Below are 20,173 nucleotides of genomic sequence, written 5' to 3' on the forward strand. Positions count from 1 at the left end.
CCCTCAAGCGAACAGATTCGCCGGCAGCGCGCCGCTCTCCCCGGGCGGGCGCAGCGGCCCGCTTCCGGCGCCGGTACGCTCGATCGCGTCCGCGATGGCGTCCATGTCATCGCCATCCAGTTCCAGCGACGCTGCGCCCAGCAGTCCATTCACCTGAGCCGCGCTGCGGGCGCCCACGATCGCGCCCGTGACGCCCGGCCAGGCCAGCGTCCAGGCCGCCGCCACGGCCGCCACCGTGGCGCCGTGGCGTTCGGCGATGGGCTTGAACGCATCGGCCAGCGCCAGGTTGCGCTCGATGCCGGGCGAGGCGAACTCCGCGTTGCGCGCGCGCCAATCATCCGCCGGCAGAGCGCGGGCGCGCTCCACGCTGAAGGCGCCGGTCAGCAGGCCGGACTGCATCGGGCTGTAGACGATCACGCCCGTGCCGTTACGTTCGCACCACGGAATCAGCTCCGCGCCCGCGGCGCGCTGAATGGCCGAAAACGGCGGCTGCAGCGTATCCACATGCCCCAGCGCTTCTGCCTGCTGCAGCTGGGCAAGATTGTGGTTGGACAGGCCCACCGCCCTGACCTTGCCCTCCCGCTTCAGATCCAGCAGTTCCTGCCAGTACACCTCCAGCGGCGTGCCATCGCCCGCCGGCCAGTGCATCTGATAGAGATCGATGCGTTCGACGCCCAGCCGGCGCAACGAATCTTCGATTTCGCGCCGGATGCTGGCCGGCGCGCCGGTGCGCCGCGGCATCGCCTGCGGCTGTTCCGCAGACCAGGTCAGGCCACATTTGGTGAACACGTAAGGCCGGGCGTCAGGCGCCATCTGCGCCAGCGCGCGGCGCACGATCTCCTCGGAATGCCCCAGGCCGTACACCGCCGCGGTATCGATCCAGTTGATGCCGCGCTCGACGGCCCGGCGGATCGCCGCCACCGAATCGGCGTCGTCCTGCGGCCCCCACCCCACCGCCCAACCGCTGCCGCCGATGGCCCAGGCGCCCAGCCCGATGCGGGTGATGTCCATGCCGCTCTGGCCCAGCGGGCGTGTGGGGAACGAAGTCTTGCTGCTCATGGCGATGTCCGTGTGTGCGGGTCCGGCGCAAAAAATGCCGGATCGACGAAAAAAATTTCCGCTCACGATAGCATTCTCACAAGTCTTTGATTTACTTGATTTCTGCATCAATCACGCTAGCTCAAGCTGAGCAATAAAAGCGCAAAATCGGCCCTAAAATGCCTTCCAGCCCCCTTTTTTTCACGACTTTCTAGCTTTTTGCCTCATCGCGACTTGCACACCCAATTTAGTTCGTGCATAATCTCGTTTCTTCGCCAACGGCACTAAACAAAACCGGCAACGAACTACGAAAAAGCACTCGGTAAAACGTGTGTTCGGTTTCGTAAAACGTTGAACGGCTGATTAGAAAGACGGGGGTATAGCTCAGCTGGGAGAGCGCTTGCATGGCATGCAAGAGGTCAGCGGTTCGATCCCGCTTACCTCCACCAGTCAACGGCGAAGGATGCAGTACCAGTTTGCAAGTCCAAGTCCCCTTCGTCTAGAGGCCTAGGACATCACCCTTTCACGGTGAGTACAGGGGTTCGAATCCCCTAGGGGACGCCAGTTCTTCTGGCAGCAGTATGTAGTGATGCAGTTGAAGTGACAATGTAGTTGAGTACGCCGCTGCGGAGCGGTAGTTCAGTTGGTTAGAATACCGGCCTGTCACGCCGGGGGTCGCGGGTTCGAGCCCCGTCCGCTCCGCCAAAGCTCTCGCTCAGAGTCTTTCAAGAGCTCCGTTTTCGGGGCTTTTTTGCTTTATATAGTGTGAGACCTTGTTGTCTGTAGTTTGGGGCATCGAGGATCCTGGGGGGTATAGCTCAGCTGGGAGAGCGCTTGCATGGCATGCAAGAGGTCAGCGGTTCGATCCCGCTTACCTCCACCAGTAAGCAGTACGGTAGTAAAGTAGTTCTGTTTTGTTCAGGTCCCCTTCGTCTAGAGGCCTAGGACATCACCCTTTCACGGTGAGTACAGGGGTTCGAATCCCCTAGGGGACGCCAGTCTTTCTGGCATGTAGTACCAAACTGCCTTGACACCGCAGTGCATTGAAGAAGTCAGAGTAAACCGCTGCGGAGCGGTAGTTCAGTTGGTTAGAATACCGGCCTGTCACGCCGGGGGTCGCGGGTTCGAGCCCCGTCCGCTCCGCCAAGCACATCACGCAGTTCGCAAGCGCCTCGGCCTTGCCAGCCATAGAAAGCTCCGGTTTCCGGAGCTTTTTTGCATTCCGGCCCGCATCATCTAGCGGCAGCCATCTTCCCCGCCATTGCCCCCTACGCTCAGACTCGTCCATTTCGCCATCTGGACAGCCTTTCAGTGCGCCTTCATTCTCTTTGCGTCGTGCCCTGCGAAAAGAAGAGGACTACGTGACCGCGAACGCCGCCGCTCCCCATCCGCACCGCCAGCATCTGCAACGCATCATCGCAGGCCTGAACGAAGGCATCATCCTGCTCGAAGCGGACGGCGCCATCGCCTGGGCCAATGCCAGCGCGCTCAAGCTGCATGGCACCGATAACCTGGATGAACTGGGCGGCACGCCAGCCGGCTACCGCAAGCGCTACAGCCTCAGCTACCGCAATCATCACCGCGTGCCAGCGCGCCAATATCCGCTGGACCTGCTGGCCGCGGCCGAGCCGTTCGACGAACTGCTGCTGGACCTGGAACGCAAGGACGATGACGCGTTCCTGCGCAACATACGCGCCAGCGGCCTGAACCTGGACGGCAGCGAAGGGACCGACTACCGCGTCCTGATCCTGCATGACCAGACTGAGCAGATCAATGCCGAAGTACGCTTCGAGCGCGCCTTCGGCGCCAATCCCGCGCCCGCCCTCATCTGCCGCCTGTCCGACCTGCGCTATGTGAAGGTGAACCAGGGCTTCCTGGAGATGACCGGCTATGCACGCGACGCCATCGTGGGCAGGTCGGCCTATGAGCTGGACGTGCTGGACGGCGGCGACGACAAGGACAACGCGATCGCCAGCCTCAACGAGGGGCAGACCATTGCGCAGCGCGAGGGCGTGTTGAAACTGGCGGACGGCAGCGTGAAGTTCGTCATCGTCGCGGGCCAACCCATCGACATGCAGGGCGAGCCATGCATGCTGTTCACCTTCATCGACCTCGAGGCCCGCAAGCGCACCGAACTGGCCCTGCGCGAAAGCGAGGAACGCTTCTCCAAGACATTCCGCCTCGCGCCCGTGCCCATGGCCGTCTGCGAGGGCGAGACCCTGCTGGCGCTGGACCTGAACGACGCTTTTGCCACGGCCGCCGGCGCCTCTGCGCAGGACGGCATAGGCCAGACGCTGACCGGATTGGGGCTCCAGCTCGCCGAAGATCTGGAGGCCAGCCTCAAGCGCGGTGAAAGCGCCCGCAACCGCGAGGTGGCATTGGCTGCCCGGGACGGCAGCCGGCTGGATTGCCTGCTGTCGGCCGAACCCGTGACTATCGGCGGGCAGCCGCGCGTACTGCTGGCGGTCCAGGACATCACGGAACGCAAGCGCTCCGAGGCGGAACTGCTGACGGCGATCGAGGCCGTCATGCAGGACACTTCCTGGTTCAGCCGCAGCGTCATCGAAAAGCTGGCGCAACTGCGTGAGCCGGCGCCCGCTACCCGCGACGTGGCAGAACTGGCGCAGCTCACTTCCCGCGAACGCGAGGTGCTGGGCCTGATGTGCCAAGGCCATGACGACGAGGGCATTGCCCGGCAGTTGAAGCTGTCGCGCAACACGGTGCGCAACCACGTGGCCACGATCTACAGCAAGATCGGCGTGCACCGCCGCAGCGCGGCCATTGTGTGGGCGCGCGACCGCGGCATCACCGGGCATGAACAGGCGCAGACGCGAAACAAGCGCGCCAAGGGCTGACATCCCTCGACTATTTACAATTTGATTCAAAATAAACGGCTGCCCGGCGTCCCCGAAGATGTGCGCCACTTAGAAGTCGACGCCCCTCAAAATCTTCCATTTTCCACAAAAATCACAGCAACAGGCCGTTAATTTCGGCCACGCAGCCTGCATTGCGCAAACCCTGCGCAGCTTCTTACGATCCGCCGATCCTGCCCTTGCCCGACAAGCGGCGCGATCCCCGCAAGACCGAAAGGAGCCCATCCGTGCAGACCGCCTACATTCCCGTCCCGACCGTCGCCAAACCGACCGCCGCCCCCGCCTGGAGCGCCGCCGACATCATGGCGCTCTACGAGTTGCCGTTCATGGATCTGGTGTTCCGGGCGCAGCAGACGCACCGCGCTCATTTCGATCCCAACGCCATCCAGCTGTCCAGCCTGCTGTCGATCAAGACCGGCGGCTGTCCCGAGGACTGCGCCTACTGCCCGCAGTCCTCGCACTACGACACCGGCCTGGACGCCGACAAGCTGATGCCCCTGGCGGACGTGGTGGCAGCGGCCCGCAAGGCCCAGGAAGGCGGCGCACAGCGCTTCTGCATGGGCGCCGCCTGGCGCAGCCCCAAGCCGCACCACCTGGAGGCGGTGGCCGAGATGGTCAGCGCGGTGAAGGCCCTGGGCCTGGAGACCTGCGTGACGCTGGGCATGCTGCGCGAGGGCCAGGCCGAACAGCTCAAGAGCGCGGGCCTGGATTACTACAACCACAACCTCGACACCTCGCCCGAGTTCTTCGGCAAGATCATCTCCACCCGCACCTACCAGGACCGGCTGGACACGCTGGACCGGGTGCGCGACGCCGGCATCAACGTGTGCTGCGGCGGCATCGTCGGCATGGGCGAATCGCGCCGCGAGCGCGCCGGCCTGATCGCCCAGTTGGCCAACATGGAGCCCTATCCCGAGTCCGTGCCGATCAACAACCTGGTGCAGGTGGAAGGCACGCCGCTGGCCGGCGTCGAAGCCCTGGACCCGTTCGAGTTCGTGCGCACCATTGCCGTGGCCCGCATCGCCATGCCGCGCGCGGCCGTGCGCCTGTCCGCCGGCCGCGAAGCCATGGATGACGCGTTGCAGGCCCTGTGCTTCATAGCGGGCGCCAACTCCATGTTCTACGGCGACGCCCTGCTGACCACGGCCAATCCGCAGATGGAAGCCGACCAGCGCCTGCTGCAGCGCCTGGGCATGCGCATCGACGCCGCCCAGCACGCGCACCACGACGCCACGGCATGCCGCTGACTCCCGGCCTCCTCTACCTGCTGGCCAGCGTCGCCTGCAGCGTCACCGTGGCCGTGCTGCTGAAGCTGGCGCGGCGCTATCAAGTCGACGTGCGCCAGGCCATCGCCATGAACTATGCGGTGGCCGCCCTGCTCTGCTGGGCCGTGCTGCGCCCGGACCCGGCGGCGCTGCTGACCCCACAGACGCCGTGGCTGGTGCTGGCCGCGCTGGGCGTACTGCTGCCCAGCGTGTTCCTGGCGATGGCGGCGGCCGTACGTCATGCCGGCATCGTGCGCAGCGACGCGGCGCAGCGCCTGTCCCTGTTCATCCCGCTGCTGGCGGCCTTCCTGCTGTTCGGCGAACCGGTAAGCGGCCGCAAGCTGGCCGCGACCCTGCTGGCCGCCAGCGCCTTGTACTGCCTGCTGCGCCGTGCCCCCCGCGCGCAGACGCCGGGCGAGGACACGGCCGCAAGCAGCCGCGCCATGTGGCTGTGGCCGCTGGTGGTCTGGGTGGGGTATGGCGTCATCGACATCCTGTTCAAGCAGATGGCGCGCGCGGGCACCGCTTTCGCGGGCGGGCTGCTGCTGGCCTTCCTCATCGCCGGGGTGCTGATGCTCTGCTACCTGCTGTGGCGCCGGGTGCGCTGCCAGCTTCGGCACCTGGCCGCGGGTGCGGCGCTGGGACTGGCGAACTTCGGCAACATCCTGACCTACATCCGCGCGCACCAGTCGCTGCCCGAGCACCCCGCGCTGGTGTTCGCGTCCATGAACATGGGCGTGATCACCCTGGGCACGCTGGTCGGCGCACTGGCCTTCCGCGAACCGCTGACCCGGCTGAACCTGCTGGGCATCGCGCTGGCGCTGGCTGCCATCGTGCTGATGGCGCCCTGGTAAGGACGCGACCCCGGCCTCAGGTGCCGGTGCGCCTCTGGCGGCCGTCTTCAGCCGCGTCGTCCGCCACATCCGCCGCGGCACCGCCAGGCGGTTCCGCAGCGGGCGGCTCAGTGGCTGCCACGGGCGCCACTTCGGGCTGCACCATTTCCATGGCGATGTCGGTTGCAGGATCCACGCGCGGATCCAGCACCGCCGCGGCGGGCGAGCTCTGCAGCGTGTCCGGCATGGGCACGAAATGCGTGGGCGCTTCTTCCACCTGATGCGCGCCGGTGACGCGCGTGGGACGCACATGCCAGACCAGGATCAGGGCGCAGGCGGAGATGAACACGTAGTACATGCTGGGGCCGGCCAGGGACATCAGCACCCCGGCAATCATCGGCCCTACGCATGCACCGACCCCGTAGGTCATGAGCAGCACGGCCGACAGGCTGACCCGGCGCTCGGATTCCACGTGATCGTTGGCGAACGCCGCGCCCAGCGGGTACAGCGTGAACTGCAGCACGCCGAAGACACAGGACATGGCCACCAGTGCCCAGTACGGCAGCACGATCCAGCCCCACATGACCACCGGCAGCAGCACCAGCAGCAGCGCATTGAAGCGGATCAGACCGGCGCGGTTGATGCGGTCGGAAAGCCAGCCCATGGGCCATTGCGACAGCAGGCCGGCGGTCACTGCGGCGGCCACGAAAATCGCCGCCTGCGAGGTGGACAGGCCATGCTTGGCGCCATAGACGGCCGCCAGGCCATAGAACGCGCCGGAAAGGTTGCCGGCCACGAACAACACCGTCATCGACAGCGGCACGCGCCGCATGAAGAAGCGTATGTCCAGCGGCGCCGGCAGCGGCGTGGGCGGGTGCGAGCGCGCGGTGACGGCGATAGGCACCAGGCACAGCACCAGGCACATGGCCACCAGCGTCAGCGGCCGCAGGTCCAGCGTGGCATAGGCCGTCAGCGCCAGTTGGCCCAGCACGGTGCCCAGGCCGGACACGACCATGTAGACGGAGAAGACGCGCCCGCGCTGGTGATTTTCGGTCTGCTCGTTGAGCCAGCTTTCGATGACCATGAATTCGGTCACCATCACGATGCCCGAAATGACGCGGAACACCAGCCACAGCGGCATGGATTCGACCAGCGTCTGGGCCAGGATCATGCTGGTGGCCACCGCCGCACAGGCGACGAACGCCCGGATGTGGCCCACGCGGATGATGAGTTTGTGCCCCAGGCGGGCGCCGCACACCAGGCCCAGGTAGTAGCCGGCGATCAGGGCGCCGATCCACACCTCGCTGACAGACTGCGCTGTCAGCCTGAGCCCCATATAGGTGTTGAACAGACCCGTGCCGATGAGCATCAGCAAGGTCGCGAAGTAAAGCGACGAAAAGGAGGAAATGGTGGCGAGCATGGCGTCGGCAACCGCTGCTGGCGGCAGCGCAACAGGCCGCGAAAGCGGCCCGCTGCGCTAAGCGGTAAAACAGGAACTGCGTGGGATCAGACTTGCGACAGCATCGTGGCGGCGTCGCTGACTTCGAACTTGCCGGGGCCTTCGACGTTCAGCTGCTTGACCACACCGTCGACGATCAGGGCCGAGTAGCGCTGCGAGCGCACGCCCATGCCGCGCTGGATCAGGTCCAGCTCCAGGCCCAGTTCCTTGGTCCACAAGGCGGAACCGTCGGCCAGCATGCGGACCTTGCCTTCGGTCTTCTGCTCGCGGCCCCAGGCGCCCATGACGAACGCGTCGTTGACCGACACGCACCAGATTTCATCGACGCCCTTGGCCTTCAGGGCCGCAGCCTGTTCCACATAGCCCGGCAGATGCTTGGCCGAGCAGGTGGGCGTGAAGGCGCCCGGCAGGGCGAACAGCGCAATGGTCTTGCCGCGGGTCAGGTCGGCGACCTGGAACGCGTTGGGACCCAGCGAGCAGCCGGCGGTTTCGGTTTCGATGAATTCGGTCAGGGTGCCGTCCGGCACGCGATCGCCGACTTTGATCGTCATGTAGATCTCCAGGAGGAATAGGGGCAATGCATTGGGGCAGGAGCGCCCCACAGGCTCCATCATAGTTCCTGCGCGGCCGCCTTGCTGGCCAGCCAGCGTCAGGGAAAGAAAGATGCACAGTCTGAAACGACTCCACACCAAGGCTACACGGGCGCGAAACGGCTGATTGCCATAATGTTGTGGTTGCAATCACCGCCCGCGCACGCCGCGCTGCCGGCTGGCGGGCATCTAGCGGAGATTCATCGATGCGCAAGATCTTGACCGGCCTGGCCCTGGCGCTGACCTCGGCCGCCACGGCCTGGGCGGCTCCCGATGCCGCCGAACAGGCCCAATACGACTCCTTCGTCATCGCCGCCGGCGCCTCCAACGGCGCCGCCCGCGCCTGCGGGGCTTCCGAACCCGATCTGGCCCAGCACCAGGCCACGGCCCGCAAGAACCTGCTGCAGTATGCGCAGGAATATGGCTTTCCTTCGGGCGGGTATGACGGGCTGTTCCAGAAGGGACAGGCGCAGGGAACGGCGATGATGGAAGAGATGAAGCGATCGGGGGTGGACGGGTGCCGGGGGGTGTTGGGCGGGTTTCAGGGGGAGAGGGTGATGGAGTATGAGGATATGAAGAGGGCGTTGGCGGAGGTTAGTGATGGGTTGCCGGGGGAGAAGGCGCAGTAGCAGGTTCTGTTTCTGTTTCTGAAGGTTCAGCTTCTTGAGACGCCAGTCGCGGCGGCGGGGCCAGAGGCGCGGGGCAACGATTGCGGTCCGGAGCCTTCGCTCCGGACTTCCCCTTCGTCATCTTCGTCACCGCCTTCGGCGGTTCCTTCAGATTCCCTCGGGCTTATCGACGCCCCGCGCCTCTGGCCCCGCCGCCGCGACTGGCTCTGCTGGTTGAAACTTCCTGGCCCCGAGGACGAACGGTGTGCTTAGGGTTCTCGCCGCCGGTGGGGTTTGGCGATGGATCTTGCGGGGCCCGCCCCCGGCCGGCCGCGCAGGCGGCCTCTGGGGGCTTACGCGGTGTCTTGCGATTCCCGATGGCGCTGCGCGCTGGTGGGGAGTGACCGTGGATATCACGGGCACTTTTTCGTGACGGCCCATCAAAGCCCGTTGGCAGGTCAATCGCCACTTGAACTCCAAAGCCGGATGGGTGGCGCGCGTACGGGTCTTCATGCGCAAACGGCTGCCCGCCGCGCGCCACCCATCACCGCCCCTCCCCCCCTAACGGCAACGCCATCAGAAAACCCACCTACGCATGCGCGCCATCGATCACAATCACACTTCAAATAATGACGTATGTATTAATCGGCCGCCCGCGCGGCCGATTAATACGGGCGCCCAAGACTCGCCCCCAACCACGGCTCCAGCAGCGCAACAAGCCAAGACGCACGTAGCCTGTCGGCGCGGGCGGCGTGGCGGCTCGCAACCTCGATGCGCCCGAGGGAATCTGAAGGAAAGGCCGCAGGCCTTGACGAAGATGACGACGGGGGAGTCCGGAGCGAACGCTCCGGACCGCAATCGTGGGCGCGAGCCGCCACGCCGCCCGCGACGACGGGCGACCTACGAAGACTCGTGCGCACTCATAGCGCCCAACAAGCCCCAAGAAGACCCAAACGAACCTACGAAGATCAAAGCCCGTTCTGCTTGAACCAATCCAACATCCGCGTCCAAGCCTGCTCCGCCTCAGCCTTCCGATAAGAAGGCCGATAATCCGCATGAAACGCATGCGGCGCGTCCGGATACACATCGATCCGCGAAGCCTTCGCCGCCGCCGGCCCCTGCGCCAGTTCCAGCCGCATCTTGTCCACGTCCGCCATCGAAATCCCGGCGTCCTTGCCGCCATAGGCTCCCAGCACCTTCGCCTTCAGGTCGTTCACCTGGCTCAGCACCGATTTGGGCTTCAGTTCCGAAGGCTGCCCGCCCAACTGGCCGTACCAGGCCGCGCCGGCCTTGAGCTTCGGGTTGTGGGCCGCGTACAGCCAGACCTGGCGGCCGCCCCAGCAAAAGCCCACGATGCCCAGCCGGTCCGGATTGCCGCCGTTGGACGTGGCCCAGGCCGCGGTCGAGTCCAGGTCGGACATCACCTGCGCGTCCGGGACCTTGCCGATGATTTCCGCCTGCAACTTGGGGATCTCGGTGTACTTGGACGGATCGCCCTGGCGCGCGAACAGCTCGGGCGCGATGGCCAGATAGCCCTGGTGGGCCAGCCGCCGGCACACGTCCTGGATGTACTCGTGCACCCCGAAAATCTCCGACACCACCAGCACCGTGGGCAGGTCCTTCTTGCCCTTGGGCGCCGCGCGGTATGCCGGCATCTTGCCGTCCTTGACCGGGATGTCCACCTTGCCGGCGACAAGGCCGTTGACGTCCGTGGTGATCGTGGTCTGCGCCACGGCCTGTCCGGCCGCCAGCGAAAACCCCGTCGCCACCGTGGTGGCCATGAAACCCCGCCGGTTCAGCCGCAGGGGCGGCAGCAGGCTGTCGAAGTGCGCGTCCTGGTCATTCATCGAGAATCTCCTGGCAAAAAGCTGGCAGGGGCGGCTGGACGCCGCCTTCCGGACCAGCCTGGTTCACTTCAGGGAGAAGTCCACGCGCGAGGGTTGCCCCTCGTCCTTGATGCCATCCGCGTCCAGTTGCGGCGCAACGATGAACACGCGATCCGCGAGTCCTTCCTGGGCTTGCAGCTTCTCATAAACCGCCTGCGCGCGCGCATCGGCCAGTTGGCGCAACTGCTCGTCGCCCACCGGCGCCACGCTGCGCAGCATCTCCTCCATCTGCGCCGCCGGCACGGATTTGGACATGCCGATGAAGTTGCGCGGCTTGTCCTTGATGTCCGTGTCGTCGTAGACCTCTTCCAGATACTTGGCGCGCTCCGCACCCGAAACCTCGACGCCGGCCGGGTTCGGCTTCTTGCCGCGCGGCGCGACGTCCGCGGCCTTGGCGGCGCGGATCTTGGCGTCGACCCAGGCCTGGCGCAGGCCTTCCATGTCGGTCTTGGGATCGGCGCGGCCGCTGATGTCCATCTTCAGGGCCGGACGGTCCGTCAGCGCCTTGGTCAGCGTGTCGATGCGCTGCAGGCTGTCCTCGGTCAGCGCCGCGCTGCCAGGCGCAAATTCCACGTAGGACAGTTCTTCCCCGCCGCCGAAGGCCGAGGCCAGCAGACTGAAGGGCGAAGTCACCGCCTTGACCACCAGGTTCAGCAGCACGCGCACCACGATGCCGCCCACCGAGAACTCCGGATCGTCCAGCGAACCGGAAATCGGCAGGTTGATGTCGATGTTGCCGCGCGAGTCCTTCAGCAAGGCCACGGCCAGCAGCACCGGCAGCTTGGTCGCGTCGGGACTGTTGGTCTTGTCGCCGAAGGTCAGCTGGTTCAGCACCACATGGTTGGTGGCTTGCAGCGCGCGGTCCTTGATCTTGTATTCCAGGTCCACCGAGAGCTTGCCGCGCTTGATGGGGTAGCCCACGTACTTGGCCGAATAGGTGTTGAAGCGCGGCAGGTCCACGCCCTTGGCCGAAGCCTTCAGGTCCAGCGACAGGTACTTGGCGAAAGGCTGCACCACCCCGCTGATCGACAGCGGCGCGGTGGTGTAGACGCGCCCGGTAACCTTGACCTTGGCGGGCTGGGGATTGGTGGACGACACCGCCGTGATCGAACCTTCGATGCTGGAGAGCTCGGCCACGTAGTTGGGCTTGACGAAGCGGTCCGTGAAGGTCATGCGGCCGCGGTTCAAGGTGACGCTGTTAACCGAGATGTCCGGCATGCCCCCGCCCCCCTTTGCGGCGGGCGCGGCGGGTGGCGGCGCGGCACTGCGGCCGGGCGTCTGGGTGTCCTGGGTGATGGAGCCCCCGGCCTGGCCGGGAGCCGCCACCAGGTCCATGACATTCAGGCGACCTTGGGCGTTGAGCAGCACGCGGCCGTAGAAATCCTCGAGCGCGATGTCGCCCAGCTTGGCGCCGATCTTGTCGCCCGCCACCGAGATGTCCATGCCGGTAAAGCCCAGGCGCTTCCAGTTCAGGAAGTCATCCTTGTTGACTCGGTCCTGCAGGTCCACGCCGGTGACTTCGACGCCGCCCTTCCAGCTGGCCTTCATCGGCGCCGAACCGGCCGCGGCGGCGAACTCCGCGTTGCCCTTGGCGCCCAGCGTGATGGCGCGCACCGTGGCGTTCAGGCTGGAGGCCGCATAGGGCGCAAAGGACGCGACGTTCAGTTCCGACAAGTCCACGGAGGTTTTCACCGTCAGCGGCTGCGGCGTGAACGCGCCCTTGAGATCGAGCTTGCCATTGCCCTGGATGCCGGCGGCGGCCAGGGTGAAATTGCTCTGGCCCGGACCCATGGCCAGGCGGTCGGCGGTCACGCGCAGGCTTTGCAGCGCGATGTCCACGGCGGGCTTGAGGGATTCGTCGCGGGCCTTGAATTGGGTCAGGTCGGCCTGCACGGCGCTGGCGGATGCATCCACCGCGCCGTTCGTTTCCTTCACATGAACTTGCGCGCTGGCGGCCAGGCGGCCATCCAGCAGCGCGATCGGCGCCGCGTTGCGCACGGCCGGCGCCAGGGGCGCCAGCGCAATGTTGCCCAAGCGCACGCCCAGTTCCAGCGACAGCGGCTTCAGGACCAGCGGCCCCTTGGCGCGCAGCCAGCCGCCGTCGGTGCTGTTGTCCATGGTCAGCCACAAATTGATGGGCTGGCCGGACACCTGCGGCAGGGCCACGCCCTCGACCGTCGCGGCCAGGCCGGTCATCACGTAGTCCAGCTTGCTGACCGCGTCGGTGACGTAGACCTCGCCTTCGTGCAGATTGAAGGCATCCAGCTCGACCTTCCATTCAGCGGGCGCGGGCGCCGGCTGAGGCGCGGCGGCGTCCACGGCCGGGGTTCCTGCCGGAGTCGTGGCGGGGGGAGCGACGGGCGTTCCCGCGGCGGGAGCGCCCGCAGCGGGCGCTCCTGCGGCGGCGGCCGCTGCTGCTGCAGGCGCAGCGCCCTTGGCGGAGGGGTCCGAGGTTGCGCCCGCTGCGGCCGGCGCGCCCTGGGCCTGGGGCTGGGCCGGGGCCGCGGCGGGACCGGCTTTGCCACCCGCCTTGGCCGGGTCCAGGCCGCTGGCCTTGCGCAGCTTGTCGGCCACCGGCGTGGCGGTCGGCTCCACGCCGCCCAATCGTTTCAACCCGGCGACCACGTCCAGCCAGTTCAGGTTGGCATTGGCGTAACGGCGCACGTGGATCTGCGGCGCCCACAGGCCCACCTCGCCCACATAGGCGTGGCGCGCAATGGGCTCCAGTTCCAGGCGGGTGACCGTCAGCGCGCTCCAGGCGACGAGATTTGCGCCAGCGGTGTCGCGCAGGTCCAGCCGCCGCAGGCCAAGGTCTCCGACCACGCGGATCTTGGGCGGCGCGTCCTTGGGCTGCTCGAACACCACTTGCAGGTTGGAATCCAGCAGCGCGCTTTCCACCTTGAACGGCAGCGGCATGGGCCAGACGTCCGCCCACTTTTCCAGCTGCAGCCCGTTGAAGGCCACGCGCAGCGTGGACGAGGGCACCTTGTCGAAGGGGCGCGCCACGCCGTTCAGATCAAAGGGGCTGCCGTTGATGCGCAGATGCACGCGCGGCTGCACATCGATGTCGGTGGCGTAGCCGAACGTGGAGATGAACGGCACGCCCACGCCCAGCTCGTCGACCACCTGCTTGCGGCCGGTGACCTTGTCATCCAGCGTGATCGTGCCATTCTCGATCACCATATTGTTCAGCGAGAAGCGCGGCAGCCCTTCGTCCGGCTTGGGCGGTTCTTCGGGCTGGGCGGCCGTCAATTCGGCCACTCGTTGCTGAATATCAGAGAAATTGAAGCGCGTGACGTCCTCGCGGACGATGGCGATGTTAGGCTCGCGCAGCGTCATTCGATCGACGACCGGCGCAAACCAGAACAGGGAAGTCCAGGCCGCGCTGACGTCCAGCTCGGCCAGCGTCAAGAGCGGCGTCTGCGAATCGGGCTGGGCCACGGCCAGGTCGCGCGCGCGGACGGTCAGCGTGAAGGGATTGAAGCTGATGTCGCCGACGGAGACGTCCCGCCCGATCATCTTGGAGACGTCCTGCACCAGGACGTTGTGCAGCACTTTGGGGACTTGCCAGGCGGCAACCCCGAAAAGGATCAGTACGAATGCCGCAATACCCAGAAGAATCTTGCCGACCCGGCGGGTTAACCGAAGCTTGGGCATCCGCAAGGGCATTGCGCGTCTCCTGATACGAATTGAAGGACGAGCGTTTCCGTCCTTCTAATGACTACAGGCGCGATTATCGCGCCCCCTGCACCGCTCGTCTATCATAGGCGTATCGATGGGCCGATCCGGCCAGCCAGGACCGCCCTTTTCAATCATTAACAATTATCGCTCCCGATTCCCATGTCCACGCCCACCCCAACCTTGAGCCACCTGGATGAAGCCGGGCAGGTCCGCATGGTCGACGTCATCGCCAAGACCGACACCGAGCGCGTGGCGATCGCCACCGCCAGCGTGCGCATGAACGCCGTCGCCTATGGCCTGCTGACCCAGCCGGGCCGGGGCAAAGGCGAAGTCCTCAACACCGCCCGCGTCGCCGCCATCCTGGCCGCCAAGCGCTGCGCCGACACCATCCCGCTGTGCCACAGCCTGCCGCTGGCCTTCGTCGGCGTCGAGTTCGCGCTGGACGACGCCGAACACCGCATCGACGTGCTGGCCACCTGCCGCACCAGCTACAAGACCGGCGTGGAAATGGAAGCCATGATGGCCTGCAGCGTCGCCGCGCTGACCATCTACGACATGTGCAAGGCTGCCGACAAGGGCATCGTCATCGAGCAAGTTCGCCTTAAGTACAAGGCAGGAGGAAAAAGCGGTGAATGGCGCAACGATTAATCTTCTCTACTTCGCGCGCGTGGCCGAACTGGTCGGCAAGCGCTCCGAAGCCTGGCCACTGGAAGGCGAGTCCACCGGCGCGCAGTTGCTTGCCGCGCTGGGCGAACGCTACCCCCAGCTGGCGCCCTCCGCGCGCCTGAAGCTGGCCATCAACCAGACCCACTCCAAGCCGTCCGCGCCCATCCGCGCGGGCGACGAGGTCGCGGTATTCGAACCCGTCACCGGAGGTTGAACGCCATGATCAGCGTCCAGGAAGCCGACTTCGACGGCGCCGCGCTCACGGCCGCGCTGCGGGAGAGCGCCGGCCCGGGCGTGGGCGGCATCGTCACGTTCGTGGGCTATGTGCGCGACTACGCGCCCGACACGCCCACCGACACGCTCTTTCTCGAACACTACCCAGGCATGTGCGAACGTGAACTGGAAGAGATCGCCGCGACCGCCCGCGCGCGCTGGAACCTGGCCGGCACGGTCATCGTGCACCGGGTGGGCGCGCTGCACCGCAATGCCCAGATCGTCTTCGTCGCGGCGGCCAGCGCCCATCGCGGCGACGCCTTCCGCGGCTGCGAATACATCATCGACGCGCTCAAGACGCGCGCGCCCTTCTGGAAGCGCGAAACCCTCGCGGGCGGCAGCAGCTTCTGGGTGGAGCAACGCCAATCCGACCAGGACCGCACGCAGTCCTGGGATGAAGACACCACCGCCTAGAAGAGGAAAATCCATGAGCGACGAAAGCCTTGTTTCGCTGGCCTGCGCCGTGCTTACGGTCAGCGACACCCGCAGCGCGGGCGACGACACCTCCGGCAATCTGCTGGCCCATAGCCTCGCGCATGCCGGCCATCAGTGCGTGCGCCGCGACATCGTCAAGGACGACATCTATCAGATCCGCCGCATCATGAGCGACTGGATCGCCGATCCCGAGGTGCAGGTGATCCTGACCACGGGCGGCACGGGCTTCTCGCATCGCGACCATACGCCCGAGGCCATCATGCCCCTGCTTGACCGCGAGATTCCCGGCTTCGGCGAGCTGTTCCGCCAGATCTCCTATACCGAGATCGGCAGCTCCACCATCCAGTCGCGCGCCTTTGCCGGCTCGGCCAACCAGACGCTGATCTTCTGCCTGCCCGGCTCGAACAACGCCTGCGAAACCGCCTGGGCGCAGATCATCCGCGAGCAGCTGGACAGCAGTCACCGCCCCTGCAATTTCGCCACCCATTTCAAGCAACGCGAAGAAGACAACTGACCCATGCTGGATTTTGATCAAGCCCAGACCCTGCTGGCCAACGCCGCGGGGCCGCTGCAACGCAGCGAAGAGGTGAGCCTGGCCGATGCCGCCGGCCGCGTGCTGGCCGCCGATCTCACCGCCACCGTGGACATACCGCCTGCCGACAACAGCGCCATGGACGGCTATGCGCTGCGCGTGGCCGACTGGGGCGCCGGCGTGCGCCTGCCCATCCAGCAGCGCTGCTACGCGGGGGAAATGCCGGAACCTCTCAAGCCTGGCCACGCCATCCGCCTGTTCACCGGCAGCCTGATTCCCGAAGGCGCGGATACGGTCGTCATGCAGGAAGACACCACCGAAGCCGACGGCCAGGTGGAAATCTCGCGTGCGCCCAAGGCCGGCCAGCACATCCGCCGCCGCGGCGAAGACACCATGGCCGGCGCACCGCTGCTGGCCGCGGGCACCGTACTTGAAGCCGCCCACGTGGCGCTGATGGCTTCGCAAGGCCTGGCCCGCGTGCAAGTCTTCGGCCAGTTGCGGGTGGGCATCCTGACCACCGGCGACGAGCTGGTGCTGCCCGGCCAGCCACGCGCGGCCGAGCAGATCTACAACTCCAACGGCCCCATGCTGGCCGCCCTGGCGCGCGGCATGGGCGCCCTGCCCGTGCACGTGCTGCACGCCCGCGACACCGAGGCCGACCTGCACGCCGCATTCAAGACGCTGCTGGCCGATTGCGACCTGGTGGTGAGCGTGGGCGGCGTGTCGGTGGGCGAACGCGATCTGGTCAAGCCCGCGCTGGCCTCGCTGGGCGGCGAACTGGCGCTATGGAAGGTGCGCATGAAGCCGGGCAAGCCGGTGGCGCTGGCGCAGATCGACGGCAAGCCCGTGGTCGGCCTGCCCGGCAACCCGGTGTCGGCCTACGCCGTGTTCACCCTGCTGGTGACGCCGCTGATGCGCCGCATGCAGGGCCGCGAAACCTTGTTCCCGCCGACCAGCCTGCTGCCGCTGCGCACCGAGCATCCGCGCCAGGACAGCCGCGAAGAATTCCTGCGCGTGCAGCGCCGTCTGGCCGACGACGGCAGCGCCGAACTGGTGCCCTACGGCCATCAGGGTTCCGGGGTGATCAGCTCGCTGCCCTGGGCGACGGGCTTGGCCCGACTGCCGGCCGACGTGCAAGTGCAGGACAAGGACCGGGTCGCCTACTACGACCTGCGTCACTGGCTGGCGTAGCGCTCGGCCCGCGCCAGTTCATCTGGCGTGTTGACGTTCATGAAGGCATCGGGCGCGTCGTCGAAGCAGGCTTCGACCGCGCCCATCCTCGCCTGCCACAGCCCCACCTTGCGGTCCCCGGCCCGCAGGTACGCCAGCAGATCGGGCAATAGCGACGTGCGCAAGGCCATGCAGGCCGAATGGCGCTGTCCGTCCGCCACCGCATAGGCCATGGGCGCATTGGCGGACTCGGCCGCGCGCACCAGGCGCGCTGCCAGATCCTTGGGCAGGAACGGCGTATCGCAAGGCGCCACCACCAGCCAGGCCTCCTGGCGTGCGGCCTCCAGGCCCGCGGCAATGCCCAGCAGCGGCCCTTGCCAGGCGCCCAGATCGGCTTCGCCGTCCTGCACGACGGCGCCGTAGCGGGCATAGAGATCCACGTGACGATTGGCGCTGATGACGAGGCGCGACACCTGCGGCGCCAGGCGGCGCGCCACGTGCGCCACCATGGGCTCGCCGCGCAACACGACCAGGCCCTTGTCCTGTCCGTTCATGCGCGCGCCCTGGCCGCCCGCGAGGATCAGGCCGGCGATGCCCTTGCTGGCAAACGCTTCAGCCACCGATGTAGCTCATCTCGATCTTGCGCGCCGGGTCGGCCATGTTGCGGCCGCGCAGCTCGGAATAATGGTCGTTGCGCCCCGCCCAGATGCCCGCGATGATGCCGGCGAGTTCGGCATCGCTGGCCCCGTCGCGCAGCGGCGCGCGCAGGTCGTAGCCATCGTGCGCAAACAGGCACAGGAAGAGCTTGCCTTCCGGCGACAGGCGCGCGCGCGTACAGCCGCCGCAGAAGGCGTGCGTGACGCTGGAGATGACGCCGATCTCGCCGCCGCCGTCCAGGTAGCGCCAGCGTTCGGCCACGCGGCCCATTTCGCCGCTGGCCACGGGTTCCAGCGGATAGGCCGCGCCGATGCGGTCCAGCACTTCCTGGCTGGGCACCACCTCGGCAAGATTCCAGCCGTTGGTATTGCCCACGTCCATGTATTCGATGAAGCGCAGGATGTGGCCTGAATGGCGGAAGCGTTCGGCCATGGGCAGGATCTGCCCGTCGTTCAGGCCGCGTCGCACCACCATGTTGACCTTGACCGGCGCAAGCCCGGCCTCGGCCGCGGCGTCGACGCCGCGCAGCACGTCGTCGGGCGTGAAGCCGCTGTCGCTCATGCCCTGGAACATGGCCGGGTCCAGCGCATCCAGGCTGACGGTGACACGCGTGAGCCCGGCGCTCTTGAGCGCCTCGGCCTTGCGCGCCAGCATGCTGCCGTTGGTGGTCAGGGTCAGGTCCAGCGGGCGGCCGGCGGGCGTGCGCAGGTCGGCCAACTGGCCCACCAGGTTCTCGATATGCTTGCGCAGCAGCGGCTCGCCGCCCGTCAGGCGGATCTTCTCCACGCCCAATTGCGTGAAGATGCCCGCCAGGCGGCTGATTTCCTCGAACGACAGCAGCGCCGAATGCGGCATGAAGGTGTAGCTGCTGTCGAAGACTTCGCGCGGCATGCAGTAGGTGCAGCGGAAGTTGCAGCGGTCCGTGACCGAAATCCGCAGGTCGCGCAAGGGACGCGCGCGCTGGTCCAGCGCGGGCTGTCCGTGCGGCGGCAGTTCGCCGGGCGCCAGCGGGCCGCTGCGGCGATCGGCAAGAAAGATCACTTTGCTCATGGGAGCATCATATCCCGGCGCATCGCGTTTCGCGCTCATGGAAAGGCCTCCTGCAGCGACTGCAGCCTGCCGGTGTCGCGGGCGTCGTAGCCCGCCAGCTGGCCGACGTAGCCGACGTAGTCCGGGCTGCGCATGATGGACAGCAGGTCGCGCATGGCCGGCGTCTCCAGCGAGGCCTTGCGGATGGCGAAGAAATAGCGTTCCCGCACCAGCGGGATGAAGTCCAGTCCGAAGCGGCAGGCGGCCGTTTCCACCCCCACGCCCGTGTCGGCCATGCCGCTGGCGATGTGCGCGGCAATGGCCATATGGGTGAACTCGTTGGTTTCGTAGCCCTGGACCTCGCTGATCGAGACCCCCGCCCGCTGCAGCATCAGGCCCACCAGATAGCGCGTGCTGGAGCCGATCTGGCGGTTGACGAAACGCACGTCGGGCCGCGCCAGGTCAGCCATGCCGCGTATGTGCTTGGGGTTGCCGGCGGTGACGAATAGGCCCGCATTGCGCACCGCCAGGTGGATCAGCATGTACTCGTCAGCATGCAGCCATTGGGCGTAGCGCTCCATGATGGGCGCTTCGAAATCGCCCAGCGGCACCTGGAAGCCCGCCAGGTCGCACTCGCGACGCTCCAGCGAGGCCAGCGCCTCGATGGCGGTGCGGTAGCGCAACTCCAGGCCCGGCTTGCGGTTGCCCATGTGCTGCATCAGCGACTCCACCGCGAAGCCGTGGCTGGCATGCAGCCGCAGATGCGGGCCGCTCTCGGGCAGCAGGCGCTCCAGCTCTTCCTGCAGTTCCGAGGCCATGCTGTCCAGCGTGGGCATCAGGCGCGCCTCGATACGGCGGTTGGCCCACAGCAGGCGCTGCGCGAACGGCGCCAGCTGCGTGCCCTGGCGGCGGTTGGTGATGAGCAACTGCGTGCCGAAGATTGCCTCGAAACGGCGCAGCACGCCCCAGGCATGCCGGTACGACAGGCCGCAGGCGCGACAGGCCCCGGCAATATTGCCAGTGGCATCGATCGCGGACAGCAGCGCCAGCATATCCTGCAATGGCACGGGTGCCGGGTCGTCGTCTCCGCCCAGGGTCCATTGCGGCCGCAGGCCGATACGGAACTTATATGTCATTTATTTCTTATTGAAGACGGTGAATTACCCCGTTAGAGTACA

General features: G+C 66.6%; 17 protein-coding genes and 6 tRNA genes. 15 read left to right on the forward strand and 8 right to left on the reverse strand.

What is annotated here, in order from left to right; genetic code table 11:
* Positions 1-3 precede the first annotated feature (3 nt).
* Positions 4-1,059 carry an aldo/keto reductase gene (locus tag IB259_RS12230; protein WP_192329125.1) on the reverse strand — a complete coding sequence of 352 codons (1,056 nt, stop codon included), beginning with the start codon at positions 1,057-1,059 and terminating at the stop codon, positions 4-6.
* A gap of 352 nt (positions 1,060-1,411) precedes the next feature.
* Here IB259_RS12230 and IB259_RS12235 point away from each other — a divergent pair.
* From IB259_RS12235 to IB259_RS12275, 9 genes are all read left to right on the forward strand, one after another.
* Positions 1,412-1,487 (forward strand) — tRNA-Ala (locus IB259_RS12235).
* Between the two features lie 39 nt (positions 1,488-1,526).
* Positions 1,527-1,602 (forward strand) — tRNA-Glu (locus IB259_RS12240).
* A gap of 64 nt (positions 1,603-1,666) precedes the next feature.
* Positions 1,667-1,743: transfer RNA gene (locus IB259_RS12245), tRNA-Asp, on the forward strand.
* Between the two features lie 102 nt (positions 1,744-1,845).
* Positions 1,846-1,921 (forward strand) — tRNA-Ala (locus IB259_RS12250).
* A gap of 39 nt (positions 1,922-1,960) precedes the next feature.
* Positions 1,961-2,036: transfer RNA gene (locus tag IB259_RS12255), tRNA-Glu, on the forward strand.
* 71 nt (positions 2,037-2,107) lie between these two features.
* Positions 2,108-2,184: transfer RNA gene (locus tag IB259_RS12260), tRNA-Asp, on the forward strand.
* 215 nt (positions 2,185-2,399) lie between these two features.
* Complete coding sequence (locus tag IB259_RS12265; RefSeq protein ID WP_119451031.1) at positions 2,400-3,893, forward strand: PAS domain S-box protein; 1,494 nt, start codon at positions 2,400-2,402, stop codon at positions 3,891-3,893.
* 245 nt (positions 3,894-4,138) lie between these two features.
* The gene (gene bioB / locus IB259_RS12270; RefSeq protein WP_192329127.1) at positions 4,139-5,158 is read left to right on the forward strand and encodes a biotin synthase BioB; all 1,020 of its coding nucleotides are present in this window, start codon (positions 4,139-4,141) and stop codon (positions 5,156-5,158) included.
* Positions 5,155-6,030, forward strand: coding sequence for an EamA family transporter (locus IB259_RS12275; protein WP_054451569.1), 876 nt, complete (start codon positions 5,155-5,157; stop codon positions 6,028-6,030). The genes bioB and IB259_RS12275 overlap by 4 nt, the downstream gene beginning before the upstream one ends.
* A gap of 16 nt (positions 6,031-6,046) precedes the next feature.
* Here IB259_RS12275 and IB259_RS12280 read toward each other — a convergent pair whose 3' ends face one another.
* Both IB259_RS12280 and IB259_RS12285 read right to left on the reverse strand, forming a co-directional pair.
* Complete coding sequence (locus IB259_RS12280; protein WP_192329129.1) at positions 6,047-7,429, reverse strand: MFS transporter; 1,383 nt, start codon at positions 7,427-7,429, stop codon at positions 6,047-6,049.
* A gap of 86 nt (positions 7,430-7,515) precedes the next feature.
* Positions 7,516-8,019, reverse strand: coding sequence for a peroxiredoxin (locus IB259_RS12285; protein WP_054451571.1), 504 nt, complete (start codon positions 8,017-8,019; stop codon positions 7,516-7,518).
* A 245-nt stretch (positions 8,020-8,264) separates the two neighbouring features.
* Here IB259_RS12285 and IB259_RS12290 point away from each other — a divergent pair, with 245 nt between their 5' ends.
* Positions 8,265-8,687: a hypothetical protein gene (locus tag IB259_RS12290; protein ID WP_175163597.1), complete on the forward strand. Its 423-nt coding sequence runs from the start codon at positions 8,265-8,267 to the stop codon at positions 8,685-8,687.
* Between the two features lie 947 nt (positions 8,688-9,634).
* On the opposite strand, the gene IB259_RS12295 is transcribed toward IB259_RS12290, so the two are convergent.
* Together IB259_RS12295 and IB259_RS12300 are read right to left on the reverse strand one after the other, a co-directional pair.
* A complete protein-coding gene (locus tag IB259_RS12295; protein WP_119452207.1) occupies positions 9,635-10,513 on the reverse strand; it encodes a dienelactone hydrolase family protein in 879 nt (292 codons plus the stop codon).
* A 63-nt stretch (positions 10,514-10,576) separates the two neighbouring features.
* Positions 10,577-14,221 (reverse strand): DUF748 domain-containing protein, encoded by a 3,645-nt coding sequence (locus tag IB259_RS12300; protein ID WP_192329131.1) that lies wholly within the window; start codon positions 14,219-14,221, stop codon positions 10,577-10,579.
* A gap of 171 nt (positions 14,222-14,392) precedes the next feature.
* On the opposite strand from IB259_RS12300, the gene moaC reads away from it, so the two are divergent.
* The 5 genes from moaC to glp are packed head-to-tail and all read left to right on the forward strand — an operon-like array spanning position 14,393 to position 17,330.
* Positions 14,393-14,881: a cyclic pyranopterin monophosphate synthase MoaC gene (gene moaC, locus IB259_RS12305; RefSeq protein WP_192329133.1), complete on the forward strand. Its 489-nt coding sequence runs from the start codon at positions 14,393-14,395 to the stop codon at positions 14,879-14,881.
* Positions 14,862-15,113, forward strand: coding sequence for a MoaD/ThiS family protein (locus IB259_RS12310; protein ID WP_054451574.1), 252 nt, complete (start codon positions 14,862-14,864; stop codon positions 15,111-15,113). The genes moaC and IB259_RS12310 overlap by 20 nt, the downstream gene beginning before the upstream one ends.
* Positions 15,114-15,118: 5 nt before the next feature.
* Positions 15,119-15,586, forward strand: coding sequence for a molybdenum cofactor biosynthesis protein MoaE (locus tag IB259_RS12315; RefSeq protein ID WP_054451575.1), 468 nt, complete (start codon positions 15,119-15,121; stop codon positions 15,584-15,586).
* A 13-nt stretch (positions 15,587-15,599) separates the two neighbouring features.
* Positions 15,600-16,121, forward strand: a complete 522-nt coding sequence (moaB, locus tag IB259_RS12320; RefSeq protein WP_054451576.1) for a molybdenum cofactor biosynthesis protein B — start codon at positions 15,600-15,602, stop codon at positions 16,119-16,121.
* A gap of 3 nt (positions 16,122-16,124) precedes the next feature.
* A complete protein-coding gene (gene glp, locus IB259_RS12325; RefSeq protein ID WP_054451577.1) occupies positions 16,125-17,330 on the forward strand; it encodes a gephyrin-like molybdotransferase Glp in 1,206 nt (401 codons plus the stop codon).
* On the opposite strand, the gene mobA is transcribed toward glp, so the two are convergent.
* Genes mobA through IB259_RS12340 form a run of 3 tightly spaced genes read right to left on the reverse strand, consistent with a single transcriptional unit; the run spans position 17,315 to position 20,131 of the window.
* Positions 17,315-17,929 (reverse strand): molybdenum cofactor guanylyltransferase MobA, encoded by a 615-nt coding sequence (mobA, locus tag IB259_RS12330; protein WP_370528699.1) that lies wholly within the window; start codon positions 17,927-17,929, stop codon positions 17,315-17,317. The two genes, glp and mobA, sit on opposite strands and share 16 nt — an antisense overlap.
* Positions 17,922-19,016: a GTP 3',8-cyclase MoaA gene (gene moaA / locus IB259_RS12335; RefSeq protein ID WP_119449253.1), complete on the reverse strand. Its 1,095-nt coding sequence runs from the start codon at positions 19,014-19,016 to the stop codon at positions 17,922-17,924. The genes mobA and moaA overlap by 8 nt, the downstream gene beginning before the upstream one ends.
* Positions 19,017-19,051: 35 nt before the next feature.
* The gene (locus IB259_RS12340) at positions 19,052-20,131 is read right to left on the reverse strand and encodes a substrate-binding domain-containing protein (protein ID WP_054451578.1); all 1,080 of its coding nucleotides are present in this window, start codon (positions 20,129-20,131) and stop codon (positions 19,052-19,054) included.
* Positions 20,132-20,173: the final 42 nt, after the last annotated feature.

Source organism: Achromobacter sp. ACM04, assembly GCF_014851465.1.
Lineage (GTDB): Bacteria > Pseudomonadota > Gammaproteobacteria > Burkholderiales > Burkholderiaceae_B > Achromobacter > Achromobacter aegrifaciens.

Excerpts from the sequence above, each read along its gene's own strand:
- IB259_RS12230 (WP_192329125.1), bottom strand. The coding sequence starts at position 1,059 with ATGAGCAGCAAGACTTCGTTCCCCACACGCCCGCTGGGCCAGAGCGGC.
- IB259_RS12280 (WP_192329129.1), bottom strand. The coding sequence starts at position 7,429 with ATGCTCGCCACCATTTCCTCCTTTTCGTCGCTTTACTTCGCGACCTTG.
- IB259_RS12285 (WP_054451571.1), bottom strand. The coding sequence starts at position 8,019 with ATGACGATCAAAGTCGGCGATCGCGTGCCGGACGGCACCCTGACCGAA.
- IB259_RS12290 (WP_175163597.1), top strand. The coding sequence starts at position 8,265 with ATGCGCAAGATCTTGACCGGCCTGGCCCTGGCGCTGACCTCGGCCGCC.
- IB259_RS12295 (WP_119452207.1), bottom strand. The coding sequence starts at position 10,513 with ATGAATGACCAGGACGCGCACTTCGACAGCCTGCTGCCGCCCCTGCGG.
- IB259_RS12300 (WP_192329131.1), bottom strand. The coding sequence starts at position 14,221 with ATGCCCTTGCGGATGCCCAAGCTTCGGTTAACCCGCCGGGTCGGCAAG.
- moaC (WP_192329133.1), top strand. The coding sequence starts at position 14,393 with ATGTCCACGCCCACCCCAACCTTGAGCCACCTGGATGAAGCCGGGCAG.
- IB259_RS12315 (WP_054451575.1), top strand. The coding sequence starts at position 15,119 with ATGATCAGCGTCCAGGAAGCCGACTTCGACGGCGCCGCGCTCACGGCC.
- moaB (WP_054451576.1), top strand. The coding sequence starts at position 15,600 with ATGAGCGACGAAAGCCTTGTTTCGCTGGCCTGCGCCGTGCTTACGGTC.
- glp (WP_054451577.1), top strand. The coding sequence starts at position 16,125 with ATGCTGGATTTTGATCAAGCCCAGACCCTGCTGGCCAACGCCGCGGGG.
- moaA (WP_119449253.1), bottom strand. The coding sequence starts at position 19,016 with ATGAGCAAAGTGATCTTTCTTGCCGATCGCCGCAGCGGCCCGCTGGCG.
- IB259_RS12340 (WP_054451578.1), bottom strand. The coding sequence starts at position 20,131 with ATGACATATAAGTTCCGTATCGGCCTGCGGCCGCAATGGACCCTGGGC.